This window comes from Pseudomonas sp. NPDC086112, from assembly GCF_044746425.1.
Lineage (GTDB): Bacteria > Pseudomonadota > Gammaproteobacteria > Pseudomonadales > Pseudomonadaceae > Aquipseudomonas.
In genome coordinates this window covers 1-18,314 of sequence record NZ_JBIVCD010000025.1, presented here as the reverse complement: position 1 = coordinate 18,314, position 18,314 = coordinate 1, and the positions used below count along the sequence as shown (strand labels likewise).

The following is an 18,314-nucleotide window of genomic DNA, read 5'->3' as shown; positions in this document are numbered from 1 at the left end:
TGCAGGAGCAACTATGAGCAGCCCAAAGAAAACCGCGCCCGAACCTCGTGCCGAGGCTTCGCGAATCCGTGAAGGCTTGCCCTTCCCGCTAGGCGCGACCTGGGATGGCCTGGGGGTCAATTTCGCGCTGTTTTCGGCTAACGCGACCAAGGTCGAACTGTGCATCTTCGACGATTCCGGCGAGGTGGAACTGGAGCGTATCGAGTTACCGGAATACACCGACGAGATCTACCACGGCTACTTGCCTGACGCCCACCCGGGGTTGATCTACGGCTATCGCGTGTACGGTCCTTACGACCCGGCCAATGGTCATCGTTTCAACCCCAACAAGCTGCTGATCGATCCCTACGCCAAGCAATTGGTCGGTCGATTGAAATGGTCCGAAGCGTTGTTCGGCTACACCATCGGCCACCCTGACGCCGACCTCAGTTTCGATGAGCGGGACAGCGCGCCCTTCGTGCCCAAATGCAAAGTGATCGACCCGGCTCACACCTGGGGTCATGACCATCGCGTCAGCGTGCCGTGGGACAAAACGATCATTTATGAAACACACGTACGCGGCTTCAGCATGCGTCACCCCTCCGTCCCCGAGAACCTGCGTGGCACCTTTGCCGGGTTGATGGTCGATGACGTGCTCGAACACATCCGCAAGCTCGGCGTGTCGACCGTGGAATTGCTGCCGATTCATGCCTTCGTCAATGACCAGCATCTGCTGCACAAAGGCATGACCAACTACTGGGGTTACAACAGCATCGCATTCTTTGCCCCGGACCCGCGCTACCTGGCCAGCGGCAAGATCGCCGAGTTCAAGGAGATGGTCGCGCACCTGCACGAAGCCAATCTGGAAGTGATCCTCGACGTGGTCTACAACCATACCGCCGAGGGCAACGAACAAGGCCCGACCCTGTCGATGCGCGGCATCGACAACGCCTCTTACTACCGCTTGATGCCTGACGACAAGCGCTACTACATCAACGATTCGGGGACCGGCAACACCCTGGACCTGAGTCACCCGTGCGTACTGCAAATGGTCACCGACTCCCTGCGTTACTGGGCCACGGAAATGCATGTGGACGGTTTCCGTTTCGACCTGGCGACCATCCTCGGCCGTTACCACGACGGTTTCGACGAGCGTCACAGCTTTCTCGTGGCCTGCCGCCAGGACCCGGTGCTGCGTCAGGTGAAGATGATCGCAGAAGCCTGGGATTGCGGCCCCGGGGGCTATCAAGTCGGGAACTTTCCGCCGGGTTGGGTTGAGTGGAATGACAAATTCCGCGACACCGTGCGCGCGTTCTGGAAAGGCGACGACGGCCAACTGGCGGACTTCGCCAACCGCATGACCGCCTCCGGCGAGATGTTCAATCAGCGTGGCCGGCGGCCGTATGCCTCGGTGAACTTCGTCACCGCCCACGACGGTTTCACCCTCAACGACCTGGTGTCGTACAACGACAAACACAACGAAGCCAACGACGAGAATAATCAGGACGGCAGCAACAACAACCTGTCCTGGAACCACGGTGTCGAAGGCCCCACCGACGATCCCGAGATCAATGAGCTGCGCCAGCGGCAAATGCGCAATTTCTTCGCCACGTTGCTGCTGTCCCAGGGCACGCCAATGCTGGTGGCTGGCGATGAATTCGCTCGCACCCAGAACGGTAATAACAATGCCTATTGCCAGGACAGCGAGATCGGTTGGGTCAATTGGGACCTGAGCGAAGACGGCAAGGCCCTGCTCAAGTTCGTCAAACGCCTGATCAAATTGCGCCTGGCCTATCCGATTCTGCGTCGCGGGCGCTTCCTGGTGGGCAACTACAACGAAGACATCGGCGTCAAGGACGTGACCTGGCTGGCCCCGGACGGCAGCGAAATGTCCATCGAACAATGGGAAGAAGGCCACGGTCGTTGCCTGGGCATGCTGCTCGATGGTCGCGCCCAGGAAACCGGCATTCGCCGCAAGGGCGGCGACGCGACCCTGCTGCTGGTGGTTAACGCCCACCATGACATCGTCAACTTCCTGCTCCCGGAAGTGCCTGACGGCGGTTTCTGGACCTGCATGATCGACACCAATCAACCCTCGATTCGTGGCCAGGAACGCTTCGAGTTCGGTCACGAATATTCAGTCACCGGCCGCTCGCTGCTGCTGTTCGAATTGCAGCGCGAAGAAGAAGAGTAATCCCCCCTGTGGGAGCGAGGCTTGCCCGCGAAGGCGGTGTATCAAGCAACAATGATGTCGACTGACACACCGTGTTCGCGAGCAAGCTTCGCTCCTACAGGCAATACCCGCGCCCTAATGGATGGCCGGTACAGTTTCTCCGAGTATTTGCGACATCTGACACAGCCCGGATTAAAAAAACCGTATCCGACCAAAGACTGAGGCGACGAATAGCGATCCATGAGCAATACTCTGCCCGCAGCAATCCAGGGTTCGGAGCGCTGCAATTGCAATTTACCCCGCCTTCACGGGTCTGCCAGGCTTGCGCCCTCGCAAGCATTGGGCACGACTGAGGGCCAGACAGAACAAGGACGTAGCGCCTATGAAAACGGTTTCCATCAGCGAAAGTGGTCTGCCCGTGCAGATCTGGAACAGCGCCCAGCAACTGGACAACATCCCTGTCATCAATACCGAAACCCTGGTTCCGGCCGGCGCTCGCGCAGTGGTGATCGCGCCGCATCCTGGCGATGAAGTGGTGACCTGCGGCGGCCTCCTGCAACAGCTGTGCGCCCTTGGCCATCCTCTGCAATTGATCTCGATCACCGACGGTAGCTACAGTCATTTTGGTTCGCGACAGTGGTCACAGAAACGCCTGAGCGTATTCCGCCCCCAGGAAAGCGTCGAAGCCTTGCGCCGGCTCGGAGTGCCGATGCACAGCCTGAAGTGGATTCGCGCCGGCTTCACCGACAGTGGGCTGGCCGAACGGGAGTCTGAACTGACCCAATTCATCGTTCGCTACCTGCGCCCCGGCGATGTGGTGTTCACCACTTGGCGCGAAGACGGCAACCTCGACCACAACGCCGTCGGCCGCGCCAGCGCCAGGGCCGCAGCGCTGGTCGGTGCGACGCTCAACGAAATACCGGTTTGGGCCTGGCACTGGCCGACACGTGACCATGGGCTGATCCCCTGGCATCGCGCGCGCAAGGTACGCCTCGACACCTGGACCGTCGCGCGTAAAAGCCATGCCACCTACGCCTACGCCAGCCAACTCGACGGTGAGCCGATGATCGGCGCCTCCCCGTCAGTGCCCCAGGTGCTTCTGGAGCGCATGCGTTTGCCGTATGAAATTGTGTTTGTCTGAAACCCGACTCTCAATCAAGTCACCATTCAATGTGGGAGCGGGCTTGCTCGCGAAAGCGGTTTGCCAGCCGCCGAAGATGTATCGGATGTACCGGCCCCTTCGCGAGCAAGCCCGCTCCCACATTGGATTGGCGTCGCTCAAACTGAACTGCTTGCCCATGCACCAGTCGCATGCATACATCAGCCTGATTCAGAGGAGTGAACGTGACCAGCGATGCCGAACGACAAGCCGTCGAATCGATACCACCGAACACGCCTGCGGCGGTTCATCGACTCAGAGTGCTGACGGTCAACACCCATAAAGGCTTCACTGCCCTCAACCGGCGTTTTATCCTCCCGGAGTTGCGTGAAGCGGTGCGCAGCACGTCGGCAGACCTGGTGTTTCTGCAGGAAGTGGTCGGTGAGCACGACCGGCATTCTTTCCGTTACAACGATTGGCCACAGACCTCGCAATACGAGTTCCTGGCCGACAGCATGTGGAGCGATTTCGCTTACGGTCGCAACGCGGTCTACCCCGACGGCCACCACGGCAATGCCCTGCTGTCGAAATACCCGATCCGCGAATTTCGCAACCTCGACGTCTCGATCACCGGCCCCGAGCGGCGCGGGTTGTTGCATTGCGTACTGGATGTGCCGGGGCATGCCGAAGTGCATGCCATTTGCGTGCACCTGAGCCTGTTGGAAAGCCATCGACAACTGCAGCTGCAGTTGCTCTGCCTGTTGCTCGAATCGTTGCCCGATGACGCCCCGGTGATTATTGCCGGCGACTTCAACGACTGGCAGTTGCAAGGCAATGCCGCCCTCGCCCGGCGCGACTACCTGCATGAAGCCTTCGAACGCCATCATGGCCGACCGGCGAAAACTTACCCGGCACGTTTTCCCCTCCTGCGCCTGGACCGGATCTACCTGCGTAATGCCAGCAGTCATGAACCGCGAATACTTGGCCACAAACCCTGGACGCATCTGTCGGACCATTTGCCGCTGGCGGTGGAAGTGCGCCTGTAACACCGTCAAATGACAGTCGCCAAGGATGCCACCCCTGACAGAAAAAATGACAGCAATGGCGCGCCGACGCCGTTTGTTTATCCTGCCCTGGATCAGCCGCCGAACAACCGATAGCCCCCTACCAAACGCGTCTGGCCCGCGCCTTTCTGGATGATTTTTCGCACAAACAACAACTTATATACGCGCCAAAAATCAGTCACTTACAACACCTAAAATAGCCATACCGCTTATCGGCCACTTTCTTGACGCAGCGTCAGCAGTCTTCTTAGCTAGTGCTTACTACCCCCGGAAATCCATCAGGGGCAAGCCACCAGACTCCTGTAAAAAAAGGCGGGTCTGACCCTGCCCCAATCCATTCGGTCGCCCCTCATTCGGGGTAGGAGAGACGCCAAAGCGAGATACGCATGCCATTGCAAGGTAGACCTCCATGAAAACTTCATTCACCCCACAAGAGATCAAAATCACTTTTTGCACCGTCACGAGTTCACTCCTGCTGTGCTCATCCATGGAGGTGCACGCCTCGTCTGCCGAGGATGAACCAACGCTTTGGTATAACCAGGCACTGCCGACCCTTACCTTGCCCACCGGCTCCGCCACGTATCCCGGCCGTTCACGCGTCAATCCAGATGTACAAAGCTCACGCCTGACGGTCGAAGACGCCGCGCCTTCGGCTTGGGACCACATCTATGGAAAGACCTCGCGGCAGGCCCAAACCGACTATCTGGCCCAGGGCTCTTCCATCCCTGGCGCCAGCGAATTCAAAAGCCCGGCGCTGCTGACCGTCCAAAGCAACAGCGGCCATACCCAGCGGGTCGGACTGATCGGCGGCACCACCCAATTCCAGGGCAATGACAACGGTCTGCTGACCAGTCGCGCCCTCGCCGACCCCGGCCATGACACGCTCAACCTTCAAGGCCAGAGTCTCGGCGCCTACTGGAGCCTGACCGGCCCACAAGGCTGGCACGTAGACTTGAGCGCCAGCGGCGGCCGGGTCAACGGCTACAGCCGCAATGACCAGGGCGCGCGACAAGCCGCCGAAGGCAGCGCGGTGACGCTGTCGGTGGAAGGTGGTTTCCCGATTGGCCTGGGTAATAACTGGGTGATCGAACCCCAGGCGCAGTTGATCAATCAACGCATTACGCTGGATACGCCCTATGCCGGCTCCGGCAACGGCTCCTCCAGCGACATGTCGTCCTGGAGCGGTCGGGTCGGTGCACGTTTGAAAGGCAGTTACGATATCAACGGCCTGCCCGTCGAACCCTATGTGCGGACCAACGTGTGGCACACGGTATATACCGGTAATACCGTGAGCCTGGATCAGGTCGACAAAATCAGCAGCAGCCGCAAATCCTCGACGGTGGATGTGGGTTTGGGGCTGGTCGCCAGAGTGACGCCTTTGGTCAGCCTGTACGTCAGCGCCGATTACAGCAGCGATGTGGATGACAATGATCTGAACGGGTTGATTGGCAGTTTGGGGGTGCGGATGCGGTGGTGAGCGCATGACACAAGAAGCGCTTTGTTCGATCTGGCCTCTTCGCGAGCAAGCCCGCTCCCACATTGGTGTTGTGTACGACGACAATCCAATGTGGGAGCGGGCTTGCTCGCGAATGAAGCGACGCGATTTTAGATCAACCCTCCGGACGCAGGATCAACACCCCCAACGGCGGCAAATTCAACTCCAGTGAGAGAGCCTGGCCATGGCTCGGTTCTTCGTCGGTGAACACCCCGCCGCCATTGCCGTAATTGGACCCGGCATAGGTGTCGGCATCGCTGTTGATCAACTCGACCCAGCGCCCGGCAAACGGAACGCCGACACGGTAGGACTGACGCGGCACCGGGGTAAAGTTGGCCACCACCAATACCGGCCTGCCCTCCTTGCTCCAGCGCAGCCAGGCGTAAACGCTGTTGACCGCATCGTCGCCGATCAACCACTGGAAGCCTTGTGGGGCATCGTCCTGATCGTGCAGCGCCGGTTCTTCGCGATACAACCGATTCAGGTCACCGACCAGTTTGCGCACCCCCTGGTGTTCCGGGTACTGCAGTAAATACCAGTCCAGTTGCTGATCGTGATTCCACTCACGCCATTGGCCGAATTCGCAGCCCATGAACAACAATTTCTTGCCCGGATGCGTCCACATGAAACTCAGATAAGCCCGCAAATTGGCAAACTTCTGCCAGCGATCCCCCGGCATCTTGTCAATCAGCGAATGCTTGCCATGCACCACTTCATCGTGAGAAATCGGCAGGATGAAGCGTTCGGACCAGGCATACACCAGGCCGAAACTCAGCTCATTGTGATGATGGGCGCGGTACACCGGATCCTGCTGAATGTAATGCAGCGAGTCGTGCATCCAGCCCATGTTCCACTTATAGGCAAAACCCAGCCCACCCTGTTGCGTGCTCTGGCTGACACCCGGCCACGCCGTGGATTCTTCGGCAATCACCAGCGCCCCCGGTGCTTCCAGGGCCACCACATCGTTGAGATGGCGGACGAAATCAATGGCCTCCAGATTCTCCCGACCGCCGTGACGGTTGGGCACCCACTCGCCGGCCTTGCGCGAGTAATCGCGATACAGCATCGACGCCACTGCGTCCACGCGCAGGCCATCGACGTGGAAATGCTTGAGCCAGTGCAGCGCCGAGGCCAGCATGTAGCCGTGCACCTCGGTGCGGCCCAGGTTGTAGATCAGCGTGTCCCAGTCCTGGTGAAAACCTTCCTGCGGGTTGCCGTACTCATACAGCGCGGTGCCATCGAACTGCGCCAGGCCGTGGGTATCGGTGGGGAAATGCGCCGGCACCCAATCGAGGATCACGCCAATCTCGGCCTGGTGACAGGCATTGACGAACGCGGCGAAGTCATCCGGCGTGCCGTAACGGGCACTCGGGGCGAATTGCGACAGCAGTTGATAACCCCAGGAACCACCGAACGGATGCTCCATGATCGGCATCAGTTCGATGTGGGTGAAACCCAGCTCCTTTACATAAGGAATCAGCCGCTCGGCCAACTCGGGCCAGGTGTACTGACGGGCGACCTCGCCCAGGTCATCCAGCTCGCATTGCCAGGAACCGGCGTGCAACTCGTAGATCGACAACGGTGCGCTGGTTCGCTGCCGCTCGCCCCGCGACTGCATCCAGTCGTGGTCCTTCCAGTCGATTTTCAGCGGCGCGGCGACTTTCGATGCAGTGTCCGGTGGCAAAGCGGTGGCAAGGGCCATCGGGTCGGCCTTGAGCGGCAGAATGCCGTGGGCGCCGAGGATTTCGTATTTGTAGGCTTCCCCCGCTTGCAGGCGCGGAATGAACAACTCCCAGACACCGGTGGGATGGCGCAGACGCATCGGATGACGACGACCGTCCCAGACGTTGAAATCACCAACCACCGAGACCCTTTTGGCATTCGGCGCCCACACGGCGAAGCGCACACCCTCCACGCCATCGACCGTCTTCAGCTGCGCGCCGAGGCAACTGCTCAAGTCCCGGTGATTGCCCTCGGCGAACAGGTACAAATCCATCTCGCCGAGTAACGGGCCAAAGCTGTAAGGGTCCTCGGCGAGTTGCTCGCCACCGGCCCAACGGGTTCGCAACAGATAGGGTCGGGCCCGCTCGAAGTGCCCGACGAACAGCCCCGGAGTTTGGGTGGTCTCAAGGCTGCCGAGCTCTTCCCCGGATTCCTTGTCCACCACCTGTACGCTCAAGGCGTCCGGTAGATAGGCGCGAATGAATTGCCCGCCAGCGCCATCGCCGTGCGGGCCGAGAATTGCGAAGGGATCCCGATGCTCAGCGCGTACCAACGCATCGATATCCCGTGCCCTGGGCAGCAGCGACTGTTCCACGTGCCCCTGTTCCTTGTTCGAGATACTCATGACTACTCTCCACCAAGATCGGAAAAGGGTTTGAGCCCACTCAATAACCCGTACAGACCGTGCAACGGCACGGGCAGCCAGGTGGGGCGATTTTCAGCCTCATAGGCCACTTCATAAGCCGCCTTCTCCAGACCGAACAACGCCAGCGCGGCGTCCTCGCCTTCAGGATCTTGCCATGCATGAGCAAGACTAGCTGCCGCCAGCCGATAAGCGTCGACAAATGCTTGCCGCGCCTCTTTCAGATAACGATCGGCGACCCGTTGACGCGCCGCTTGGGCGTCGGCAGTGTTATCGACGTTGTGCACGTTGATCGTCATCGCCGCCGCATAATCGAAGGAGCGCAACACGCCGCTGACATCTTTATAAGGGCTGTGTTTGCCTCGGCGCTCATGCAGCGGTCGCGCCGGTTCGCCCTCGAAATCGATCAGGTAGGCATCGCCCTTGATCACCAGCACCTGCCCCAGGTGCAAGTCGCCATGGACGCGAATGCGCAGGCCACCAGCAGCCTTTTTACCCAGTTCCTGGACATGGCTGAGGATGGCTTTTTTGTTGTCCAGCAAGCGACTGACCAATGCCTGGTCCGCCGCGCTCAGTTCAGTTTGATGCTGCTTGAGCAGCTTCAGGGCATGTTCCAGTTGCGCCGTCACGTCCTTGGCCGAGGCCAGGGCATCTTTCTGGGTAGTGATTTGTGGCGCGAAGTCCGGGTTGGTGCTCGGGGCCGCCAACACCTGATGCATTTCCCCCAGGCGCTGGCCGAGCATGCCGGCAAAATCCTTCAACTCGCCGAGGGCGTTGTAGTGCTGCTCCTGTTCGGACATTGCATCAGCGAGTTCGTCGCGAAGTGCCCGTTCGAGGTTGTTCTGGGTCCACTCCCACGCGTCGCCCTGATTGCTCAAGTAGCCTTGGGCGATCATCAACAACGTGTCCTCGCCCGCCGCATCGCGACGAATAACCGCGCCCAGCAGCGGCGAAATATTCTGGAAACCGGCATGGGTCAAGTACGCACTCATTTCCAGCTCCGGGTGCACGCCTGACGCGACCTTGCGGATCAATTTCAGCACCAGGCTGCTGCCGATCACCACCGAACTGTTGGACTGCTCGGCGGACAGGTACCGCACCTCCGACTCGGCCGTCAGGCCAAGCCTGGTCAGTTCGTCGGTCGGCTCGAAACGGATCTCGCCACCGTCCGACGGCAACACCATGCCGGCCTGCATGCTCTGCAACACGGCATGAACAAAGCTGTCGAGGCTGAAGGCATCGGTGATCAAGCCGACCTGACGACCGCGCCGGACCCGGGCCAGTGCCAATTGCTGCGGCAACGCCGCGCCGACCTGTTCCTCGGAGATAAAACCGAATGGCAACTGGTAACGGCTGGTCTGACCGCCGCTGGTGACGTCGATTTCACCCAACAGCACGGGATGCTGCGGGTCGCCGAAACGCACGCCGTAAGCGAGGTTGACGTTGTCGATGACGCCGTCCTTGCCGGCGTACCACCGGCGGTTCTGCAACCAGCTCGGCAGGATGCCCTGCTCCAGGGTGTGGCGGGACGGTGCTTCGAGCAGCTCTTCCATGCGTTTCTTCAGCACCAGGGTGGTGAAGTCCGGCAGGCTTTGCGCCGGCTCCACGTGCCAGCTCGGCATTTGGTTTTCCGCCGCCAGCCCGAACCAGTAAAAACCGTAAGGCGCCAGCGTCAGCAGGAAATTCAACTGGCCGATGGGCGGGAACGCATTGCCGCCGAGCATCTCCACCGGAACCATGCCGACATAAGCCGACAGATCCAACTCCGCCGCCTGCGCGCTGCGGGACACGTTGGCCACGCACAGAATAATCTCGTGCTTACCGTCCGGGCCGGTGAATTCGCGGGTATATGCCAGAATCCGTCGATTGCTCGGTGAAAGCATCTTCAGCGTCCCACGCCCGAAGGCCTTGGACTGCTTGCGCACCGCGAGCAGGCGCCGGTTCCAGTTCAATAACGAATGAGGGTCACCAGCCTGGGTTTCGACGTTTACCGACAGGTAGCCATAGAGCGGGTCCATGATCGGCGGCAACACCAGGCTGGCCGGGTCGGCGCGGGAGAAACCGCCATTACGGTCGATCGACCATTGCATCGGCGTGCGCACACCGTCGCGATCGCCGAGGTAGATGTTATCGCCCATGCCGATTTCATCGCCGTAATACAGGGTCGGCGTGCCAGGCATCGACAGCAGCAAACTGTTGAGCAATTCCACGCGGCGACGATCACGTTCCATCAACGGCGCCAGACGCCGGCGAATCCCCAGATTGATCCGCGCCCGACGGTCGGCGGCATAGTAATTCCACAGATAATCGCGCTCCCGGTCGGTGACCATTTCCAGGGTCAGCTCATCGTGGTTGCGCAGGAAAATCGCCCACTGGCAATTGGCGGGAATTTCCGGGGTCTGGCGCAGAATGTCGGTGATCGGGAAACGATCTTCCTGAGCCAGCGCCATGTACATGCGCGGCATTAGCGGGAAGTGAAAGGCCATGTGGCATTCGTCGCCGTTCTGGCCGTCGGCAGAGGTGTTGCCAAAGTACAACTGAGTGTCTTCCGGCCACTGATTGGCCTCGGCCAGCAGCATGCGATCGGGGTAATTGGCGTCGATTTCGGCGCGGATCTGCTTGAGGACATCGTGGGTCTCGGGCAGGTTTTCGTTGTTGGTGCCGTCGCGCTCGATCAGGTACGGGATCGCGTCCAGCCGCAGGCCGTCGATGCCCATGTCGAGCCAGTAACGCATCACCGACAGCACCGCTTTCATCACTTGCGGGTTGTCGAAGTTCAGGTCTGGCTGGTGGGAATAGAAACGGTGCCAGAAGTACTGACCGGCCACCGGGTCCCAGGTCCAGTTGGACTTTTCGGTGTCGAGAAAGATGATGCGGGTGCCATCGTATTTCTGATCGTTATCGGACCAGACATAGAAGTCACGGGCAGCCGAGCCGGGTTTGGCCTTACGCGCGCGCTGGAACCACGGGTGCTGGTCCGAGGTGTGGTTGATGACCAATTCGGTAATCACCCGCAGGCCACGTTTATGGGCCTCGAAAATGAAGCGCTTGGCATCGGCCATGGTGCCGTAGTCGGCGTGTACGCCACGGTATTCGGCGATGTCATAGCCATCGTCGCGCCGTGGTGAGGGGTAGAACGGCAACAGCCAGATGGTGTTGACGCCGAGGTCGGCGATGTAATCGAGTTTGGCGATAAGGCCGGGAAAGTCGCCGATCCCGTCATTGTTGGAGTCGAAAAAAGACTTAACGTGAACCTGGTAAATCACCGCATCCTTGTACCAGAGCGGGTCCTTGATGAAGGTGGCTGACCTGGGTTTCTTCGCCATTTGTAACTCCTGAAAAATTCTGGGAAAACAGTATCTGCCTGAAGAAATGCGGTCAGTGTGGGAGCGGGCTTGCTCGCGAAGGGGCCATAACAGTCAGCGTTGATGTCGCCTGACACACCGCTTTCGCGAGCAAGTCGAATCGTCGCACCGCCGCTCCCACATTTGATCTTCCCCAGGCTCAGGAACGAGTGATCCTCCAAATCCCGAACGGCAGATGCCACGGTTCGATCCGCATGAACTGGTACTTGCCGTGCCAGGTCCAGCGGTGGCCGTTCATCAAGTCTTCGCCCTGAGTGACGGCATCATCGGGCAGGCCCATTTCCCACAGCGGCAATTCGAAGTTTGCCTCCTGGGCGTGATGCGGATCGAGGCTGACCGCCACCAGAATGAAATTGCTGCCGTCGACGCTGCGTTTGCCGAAGTACAAAATATTGTCGTTCCAGGCGTTGTAGACCTTCAGGCCCAAGTGCGTGTGCAACGCCGGGTTCTGCCGGCGGATGCGGTTGAGCTGGGCGATTTCGGCAATGATGTTGCCCGGCGCATTGAAGTCTCGTGGGCGGATTTCGTACTTCTCGGAATTGAGGTATTCCTCCCGGCCCGGTACCGGTGCCGCTTCACATAGCTCAAACCCCGAATACATGCCCCACAGCCCGGAACCCATGGTCGCCAGCGCGGCACGGATTAGAAAACCGGCGCGCCCGGATTCATGCAGGAACGCCGGGTTGATGTCCGGCGTGTTGACGAAAAAATTCGGCCGGTAGCATTCACGCCACGGCGACTCATTGAGTTCGGTGAGATAGGTCGCCAGCTCGGTCTTGGTGTTACGCCAGGTGAAATAGGTGTAGCTCTGGGAGTAACCGACCTTGCCCAAACGCGCCATCATCGCCGGGGTGGTAAAGGCTTCGGCCAGGAAGATCACCTCGGGATACACCGCCCGCACATCGGCGATCATCCACTGCCAGAATGGCAACGGTTTGGTGTGAGGATTATCGACGCGAAACAGCTTCACGCCCTCCTCGACCCAACCCACCACAATGTCACGCAGCTCGATCCACAGGCCGGGAATCGCGTCCACGGCATAGAAATCGACGTTGACGATGTCCTGGTATTTCTTCGGCGGGTTCTCGGCGTATTTGATCGTGCCGTCCGGCCGCCAGTTGAACCAGCCCGGATGCTGTTTGAGCCACGGGTGGTCCTGGGAACACTGAATCGCAAAGTCGAGGGCGACTTCCAGCCCATGCTCGGCGGCGGCCGCGACGAGCCGGCGAAAATCTTCGCGAGTACCCAGTTCCGAGTGAATCGCCTCATGCCCACCCTCTTCGCTGCCAATAGCGTAAGGGCTACCCGGGTCGTCCGGGCCGGCGATCAACGAATTGTTCGGGCCTTTGCGGTAGCTGCGGCCGATCGGGTGGATCGGCGTGAAATACAGCACGTCGAAGCCCATGTCCTGGATCATCGCCAGCCGCGAATGCACGTCGTTGAAAGTGCCATGACGGGCCGGATCATCGGTGATCGAGCGCGGAAACAATTCATACCAGCTGGCGAACTGTGCCAGCTCTCGCTCCACGTCCACCGGGTATTCAGGGCTCAGGCTCAGGAAGGGACGATGGTCAGCCTGGGCCATCAAGTCCGCGCTGCGTTGGTGCAGAAACAAGGCGACCTGCTCGGTTTCGAGCAGACCGGACAGCTTATGGTGTAACGCCGCCAGTTGTTCACTGAGCGGGCCTTCAGAGCGTTCGGCGGCCTGCTGGACGTGGGTGCGCCCTTCCTGCAACTCCAGGCTGACCGAGACGCCGGCGTCGTGCTTTTTTTTCAGCTCATAACAAAAGCTGGCGAACTGATCGATCCAGGCTTCGAGGCAGAACACATAACGCCCCTGCTTGCTGACACGAAACTGGCCCTGCCAGCCGTTATTGCCCAGCTCGGCCATCACCTCGCTCTGCCAGTCTTCGTCGCCCTCGGCACGCCAGCGGATGCGCACGGCCAGTTTGTCGTGACCGTCGGCAAACACTTTGCTGGTCACCACCACGTCCTGATCAATCACGGCTTTAACGGCGAATTGCCCGCCATCGAGGGTCGGCATGGTGTTTTCGATCACGATCCGCGGTAGCAGTAACGCTTGCGACAGCGGTATATGCGGGTTGTAGCTCAACTCTGTGGGTTTCTCAGCGGTCATCGAGCATCTCTCCTTAACGCCCCAAGGACGCTCTTGTGCCTGGTCGTCGTTCACACGAAGCGATCTGCCCCGGCATGAACTCACTTAAGTTCCGAACAGCAGGCGTCGGTAAAAGTTCAGAGGGATTTGCCAAGTCTTTCGGGGAATCAAATTCCCTGTGTACGGGTCAACCAACTTAAGCACGACTCACGCCATCTGCCACTGGAGACTGTATCGATGAGCATTCCAATCCCGGCCGAGACACCCGATCCGAACATTGATGAGCCGACGGTACCGCCGATACAGCCAACACCGCCGACCGAACCCGCCCCCGTCCCTGAACAGGAACCGCCAGGCACTCACCCGCCACCGCGCGAAGAGCCACCGACTGTGCAGCCACCGGAAATCGTCACCCCTGAGTGATCAGTCGCGCGGGGGGCGTTCCTTTTCCAGCTGGCGCACCACGACCGGCATCACACCGAGAATCACCAACGCCAGCAACGTACTGAGCACCGCCGTCGCCTCGCGGCCCATTCCGGCCGAAACACCAATGGCCGCCGTCATCCACAAACCGGCGGCGGTGGTCAGGCCTTTGACATGGCCCTCATCGCCATCAGTGTTTTTCAGGATAGTCCCGGCGCCCAGAAACCCGATGCCGGCGATTACGCCCTGCACCACCCGACTCATGGCGTCGGCCTGGGATCCTGACATCTGAGGCACCAGCACAAACAATGCCGCGCCGAGCGCCACCAGCATGTGGGTGCGGACCCCGGCAGCCTTGCCCTTCTGTTCACGTTCGAAACCGAGAATGCCGCCCAGCAAGGCCGCCATCAGCAATCGCACGGTAATGCGCGTCAGTTGTGAAGCATCGCCAATGTCGGCGAACTCCGCTTGCAGCGTCACCCAAACCTCGTGCCACCAGGCGTCCATGACGCAGTCCTTGTGATGATTTAATGACTCGATAGAGGATGGACCGCACCCACCATTAATCGGTTGCACAGAACGATGACCGGCCGATGCGCCCTAACGATCTAGAACCTGCAAAAAAAGGGCACCCCCATGACCGTGCGCATCGAAAACCAGACCTGCTTCTTCATCACCCAAAACGGCGAAGAAATCCGTCTTTGCCCCGACGTGACCATCATCACCGACGGGGAAAAATCCATGTCGGCGGTCGACCTCGACGGCCAGCGCATCTACATCACCGAAGCAGAAGCCGATGCATTGACCGTAGCAGGCGCAGTGGACAGTCGCCGACATTTGAAGGCCACGGACAGTGATTCGGTGATTTGACTGACCCGCATCAACACACACCACAAACAACTGGCATAGGCATTTGTGGCCAACCATTGCGGGTGCATCAAGTTGTCGCAGGCGGGTGCGGACAACCCATCTGATCCGCTTTTTATTGCTTTAGCTGAGTCTGTTATGCAAACAGATCGCTGGTCATAGTGCTCAGGCCTGATGGAGGCTGATGAGCGAAAGACCATGAGCGATAGAATCCCCGTCCGAACCGTTGAAAATGCCTCATTTTTAAAAAGCAATGAGCCTTTGCATCCAAAGATAAAGGCCAAATCCAGCGACAACCTGATCCATACCCGCAGCTTCACGGGTGTATTCCGCACCCTGCGCATGAGTGGCGCGGGGGTTCTGTTTCTGCTGTTCTTCGGTACGGTGTGGCTGAACTGGGGCGGTCGTCAGGCAGTGCTCTGGGACCTTTCCGAAAGCAAATTCCACATCTTCGGCGCGACCTTCTGGCCACAGGATTTCATTCTGCTTTCGGCGCTGCTGATCATTGCTGCGTTCGGCCTGTTTGCGATCACCGTGTTCGCCGGCAGGGTCTGGTGCGGTTACACCTGCCCGCAGAGTTCCTGGACCTGGATCTTCATGTGGTGCGAGAAAATCACCGAAGGCGAGCGCAACCAACGGATCAAGCTGCAAGCCGCCCCCTGGGGCCTGAACAAACTGATCCGCCGCTCGGCCAAACACACCCTGTGGCTGGCGATCAGCCTGCTCACCGGCCTGACCTTTGTCGGCTACTTCACGCCGATCCGTCCGCTGGCCGAAGAACTGCTGACCTTGCAAATCGGCGGTGTCAGCCTGTTTTGGGTGCTGTTCTTTACCGGGGCTACTTACATCAATGCCGGTTGGTTGCGCGAAGCAGTGTGCATGCACATGTGCCCGTATGCGCGGTTCCAGAGCGTGATGTTCGACAAGGACACCCTGACCATTTCCTATGACGTGGCCCGCGGCGAAAACCGTGGCCCGCGCAAACGTGACGTCAAACCCACCGAGGTCGGACTGGGTGATTGCATCGACTGCCAATTGTGCGTGCAGGTCTGCCCGACCGGCATCGACATTCGCGACGGTTTGCAGATGGAATGCATCGGTTGCGCCGCGTGCATCGACGCCTGCGATTCGATCATGGACAAAATGGGCTACGCCCGTGGGCTGATCAGCTACACCTCGGAGCATGAACTGCAGGGCGGCAAAACCCACCTTCTGAGGCCGCGACTGATCGGTTATACCGCCGTGCTACTGGTAATGATCGGCGCCCTCGCCCTGGCGCTGGTGGAACGGCCGATGGTGTCGCTGGACGTGAGCAAGGACCGTGGCCTGTTCCGCGAGAACAGTGAAGGCCAGATCGAAAACATCTACAGCTTGAAGGTCATCAACAAGACCCAGCAACGTCAGGATTATCGATTGACGCTGGTCGATGGCGATGGCTTCCAGCTGCAAGGCAAGACCGAACTGAGCCTGGCACCGGGCGAGATTGTGGATGTGCCGGTGTCGGTGGCGATGACCACGGAACGGCCGAGCAGCAGTTCGCAGACGATCAGTTTCAAGATTGTCGACAGTGATGAGCCGGACATCTACAGCGTGGCCAAGAGCCGGTTTGTTGCGCCGATGAACCGTTGAGCCTTTAAGATGGCGAGCGCTTCGCGCTCATTCGCGGGCAAGCCTCGCTCCTACAGTGCGGTGGTGTGTGTAGGAGCGAGGCTTGCCCGCGAAGCAGCCACCCCGATTCTCCAGAATGACTCTCCAACCCGGGCACTCGATGAAACGCTACGAAAAATTCGCCGACGATATCGCTGAACTGATCCGCTCCGGCATCCTCGGTCCCGGCCAGCGGGTGCCGTCGGTGCGCTACGCCAGCCAGACTTACGGGGTCAGCCCGTCCACGGTGTTCCAGGCCTATTACCTGCTTGAGCGCCGTGGCCTGATCCGCGCCCGGCCGCGTTCCGGCTACTTCGTCAATACCCATGCACCGAGCCCGTTTTCGGAGCCGGTGATCAGCAGCCAGGTCAACGAGTCCACCGAAGTCGACGTCAGCGAACTGGTGTTCTCGGTGCTGGACTCGATCAAGGATCCGAACACCGTGCCCTTCGGCTCGGCCTTCCCCAGCCCCACGCTATTCCCGCTGCCGCGGTTGTCCCGCTCACTGGCCAGCGCCGCCCGGGAGATGGACCCGCGCATGGTGGTCACCGACATGTCGCCGGGTAACCCGCAACTGCGTCGGCAAATCGCCCTGCGCTACATGGTCGGCGGGCTGATGCTGCCCATGGAAGAACTGCTGATCACCAACGGCGCCCTCGAAGCCCTGAACCTGTGCCTGCAAGCAGTCACCGAACCCGGCGATCTGGTGGCCATCGAAGCCCCGGCGTTCTACGCCAGCCTGCAAGTGCTGGAACGGCTGAAGCTCAAAGCGGTGGAAATTCCCGTGCACCCGCGCGATGGCATTGACCTTGGTGTGCTCGCCCAGACGCTGGAACGACATCCGATCAAAGCCTGTTGGTGCATGACCAGTTTCCAGAACCCCATGGGCGCGACCATGCCCGAGGCGAAGAAGCAGGAGCTGGTGGAGTTGTTGCGCAGTCACCAGGTTCCGCTGATCGAGGACGACGTCTACGCCGAGCTCTACTATGGGCAACAGGCGCCAAAACCGGCCAAGGCTTTCGATACTGAGGGTCTGGTGATGCACTGCGGTTCGTTCGCCAAGAGCCTGGCCCCCGGTTATCGAATCGGCTGGGTCGCGGCCGGGCAATATGCGCAAAGGATCGAGCGCCTGAAACTGATGACCTCACTCTGCGCCTCGATGCCCGCCCAAGCCGCCATCGCCGATTACCTGCAACACGGCGGCTACGACCGGCATCTGCGCAAACTGCGCTACGCCCTGGAAGAACAGCAAAGCGCCATGCTCGCCGCCATCGCCCGCTACTTCCCGGCCCAGACGCGCGTCAGTCAGCCGGCGGGAGGGTACTTTTTGTGGCTGGAACTGCCGGCGCAGATGGATTCGTTGAAGTTGTTTCAGATGGCGCTGGCGCAAGGGATCAGCATCGCCCCGGGGCCGATCTTTTCACCGACCCAGCGGTTCAGGAATTGTATTCGGTTGAATTACGGGAGCCCGTGGACTGAGGATTCAGAGAAGGCGATGGAGACGTTGGGGCGGATTGTGCGGTCGTTCTGAGGGTTTGATGTTGTCTGGGCTATCGCCTTCGCGAGCAAGCCCGCTCCCACAGGGGTTCGGTGGTGTTCACAAATTTGGTGTGTAGACACCGTCCCCCTGTGGGAGCGGGCTTGCTCGGGTAGAAACCGGAGACATCCTTTACGTTTTAAACCGGAGACATCGTTTACAGGTATGAAATACGGTCAGGAGG

The 18,314-nt window shown here is 59.8% G+C and carries 12 protein-coding genes; 8 read left to right on the top strand and 4 right to left on the bottom strand.

Features of this window, described 5'->3' with window-relative positions:
- The first annotated feature begins 13 nt into the window (after nt 1-13).
- From glgX to ACIPLA_RS17695, 4 genes are all read left to right on the top strand, one after another.
- Nucleotides 14-2,173: a glycogen debranching protein GlgX gene (gene glgX / locus ACIPLA_RS17710; protein ID WP_192342898.1), complete on the top strand. Its 2,160-nt coding sequence runs from the start codon at nt 14-16 to the stop codon at nt 2,171-2,173.
- Nucleotides 2,174-2,534: 361 nt separating this feature from the next.
- On the top strand, nt 2,535-3,293 hold the full coding sequence (locus ACIPLA_RS17705; RefSeq protein WP_401174628.1) for a PIG-L deacetylase family protein: 759 nt from the start codon (nt 2,535-2,537) through the stop codon (nt 3,291-3,293).
- A gap of 203 nt (nt 3,294-3,496) precedes the next feature.
- A complete protein-coding gene (locus ACIPLA_RS17700; RefSeq protein ID WP_401174625.1) occupies nt 3,497-4,297 on the top strand; it encodes an endonuclease/exonuclease/phosphatase family protein in 801 nt (266 codons plus the stop codon).
- A gap of 427 nt (nt 4,298-4,724) precedes the next feature.
- Complete coding sequence (locus ACIPLA_RS17695; RefSeq protein WP_401174622.1) at nt 4,725-5,792, top strand: autotransporter domain-containing protein; 1,068 nt, start codon at nt 4,725-4,727, stop codon at nt 5,790-5,792.
- Nucleotides 5,793-5,925: 133 nt separating this feature from the next.
- Here the strand turns inward: ACIPLA_RS17695 and glgB are convergent, their stop codons facing one another.
- From glgB to ACIPLA_RS17680, 3 genes are all read right to left on the bottom strand, one after another.
- A complete protein-coding gene (glgB, locus tag ACIPLA_RS17690; protein ID WP_401174619.1) occupies nt 5,926-8,157 on the bottom strand; it encodes a 1,4-alpha-glucan branching protein GlgB in 2,232 nt (743 codons plus the stop codon).
- Nucleotides 8,158-8,159: 2 nt separating this feature from the next.
- Nucleotides 8,160-11,501, bottom strand: coding sequence for a maltose alpha-D-glucosyltransferase (gene treS, locus ACIPLA_RS17685; protein ID WP_401174616.1), 3,342 nt, complete (start codon nt 11,499-11,501; stop codon nt 8,160-8,162).
- Between the two features lie 178 nt (nt 11,502-11,679).
- The gene (locus tag ACIPLA_RS17680) at nt 11,680-13,677 is read right to left on the bottom strand and encodes an alpha-1,4-glucan--maltose-1-phosphate maltosyltransferase (RefSeq protein ID WP_401174613.1); all 1,998 of its coding nucleotides are present in this window, start codon (nt 13,675-13,677) and stop codon (nt 11,680-11,682) included.
- 216 nt (nt 13,678-13,893) lie between these two features.
- Between ACIPLA_RS17680 and ACIPLA_RS17675 the strand changes: the two genes are divergently transcribed.
- A complete protein-coding gene (locus tag ACIPLA_RS17675; RefSeq protein ID WP_123496862.1) occupies nt 13,894-14,079 on the top strand; it encodes a hypothetical protein in 186 nt (61 codons plus the stop codon).
- On the opposite strand, the gene ACIPLA_RS17670 is transcribed toward ACIPLA_RS17675, so the two are convergent.
- Nucleotides 14,080-14,586, bottom strand: coding sequence for an MgtC/SapB family protein (locus ACIPLA_RS17670; RefSeq protein WP_192342890.1), 507 nt, complete (start codon nt 14,584-14,586; stop codon nt 14,080-14,082).
- A 129-nt stretch (nt 14,587-14,715) separates the two neighbouring features.
- On the opposite strand from ACIPLA_RS17670, the gene ACIPLA_RS17665 reads away from it, so the two are divergent.
- The 3 genes from ACIPLA_RS17665 (at nt 14,716) to mapR (ending at nt 18,124) form a co-directional block, all read left to right on the top strand.
- A complete protein-coding gene (locus tag ACIPLA_RS17665; protein WP_123496866.1) occupies nt 14,716-14,949 on the top strand; it encodes a DUF3203 family protein in 234 nt (77 codons plus the stop codon).
- A gap of 195 nt (nt 14,950-15,144) precedes the next feature.
- Nucleotides 15,145-16,575 carry a cytochrome c oxidase accessory protein CcoG gene (gene ccoG, locus ACIPLA_RS17660; protein ID WP_218394723.1) on the top strand — a complete coding sequence of 477 codons (1,431 nt, stop codon included), beginning with the start codon at nt 15,145-15,147 and terminating at the stop codon, nt 16,573-16,575.
- Nucleotides 16,576-16,714: 139 nt separating this feature from the next.
- Nucleotides 16,715-18,124 carry a GntR family transcriptional regulator MpaR gene (gene mapR, locus ACIPLA_RS17655; RefSeq protein ID WP_218395154.1) on the top strand — a complete coding sequence of 470 codons (1,410 nt, stop codon included), beginning with the start codon at nt 16,715-16,717 and terminating at the stop codon, nt 18,122-18,124.
- Nucleotides 18,125-18,314: the final 190 nt, after the last annotated feature.

Bases quoted from the DNA above. Each gene is read 5' to 3' on its own strand.
- glgX (WP_192342898.1), top strand. From the start codon at position 14: ATGAGCAGCCCAAAGAAAACCGCGCCCGAACCTCGTGCCGAGGCTTCG.
- ACIPLA_RS17705 (WP_401174628.1), top strand. From the start codon at position 2,535: ATGAAAACGGTTTCCATCAGCGAAAGTGGTCTGCCCGTGCAGATCTGG.
- ACIPLA_RS17695 (WP_401174622.1), top strand. From the start codon at position 4,725: ATGAAAACTTCATTCACCCCACAAGAGATCAAAATCACTTTTTGCACC.
- glgB (WP_401174619.1), bottom strand. From the start codon at position 8,157: ATGAGTATCTCGAACAAGGAACAGGGGCACGTGGAACAGTCGCTGCTG.
- treS (WP_401174616.1), bottom strand. From the start codon at position 11,501: ATGGCGAAGAAACCCAGGTCAGCCACCTTCATCAAGGACCCGCTCTGG.
- ACIPLA_RS17680 (WP_401174613.1), bottom strand. From the start codon at position 13,677: ATGACCGCTGAGAAACCCACAGAGTTGAGCTACAACCCGCATATACCG.
- ACIPLA_RS17675 (WP_123496862.1), top strand. From the start codon at position 13,894: ATGAGCATTCCAATCCCGGCCGAGACACCCGATCCGAACATTGATGAG.
- ACIPLA_RS17670 (WP_192342890.1), bottom strand. From the start codon at position 14,586: ATGGACGCCTGGTGGCACGAGGTTTGGGTGACGCTGCAAGCGGAGTTC.
- ACIPLA_RS17665 (WP_123496866.1), top strand. From the start codon at position 14,716: ATGACCGTGCGCATCGAAAACCAGACCTGCTTCTTCATCACCCAAAAC.
- ccoG (WP_218394723.1), top strand. From the start codon at position 15,145: ATGAGCGATAGAATCCCCGTCCGAACCGTTGAAAATGCCTCATTTTTA.
- mapR (WP_218395154.1), top strand. From the start codon at position 16,715: ATGAAACGCTACGAAAAATTCGCCGACGATATCGCTGAACTGATCCGC.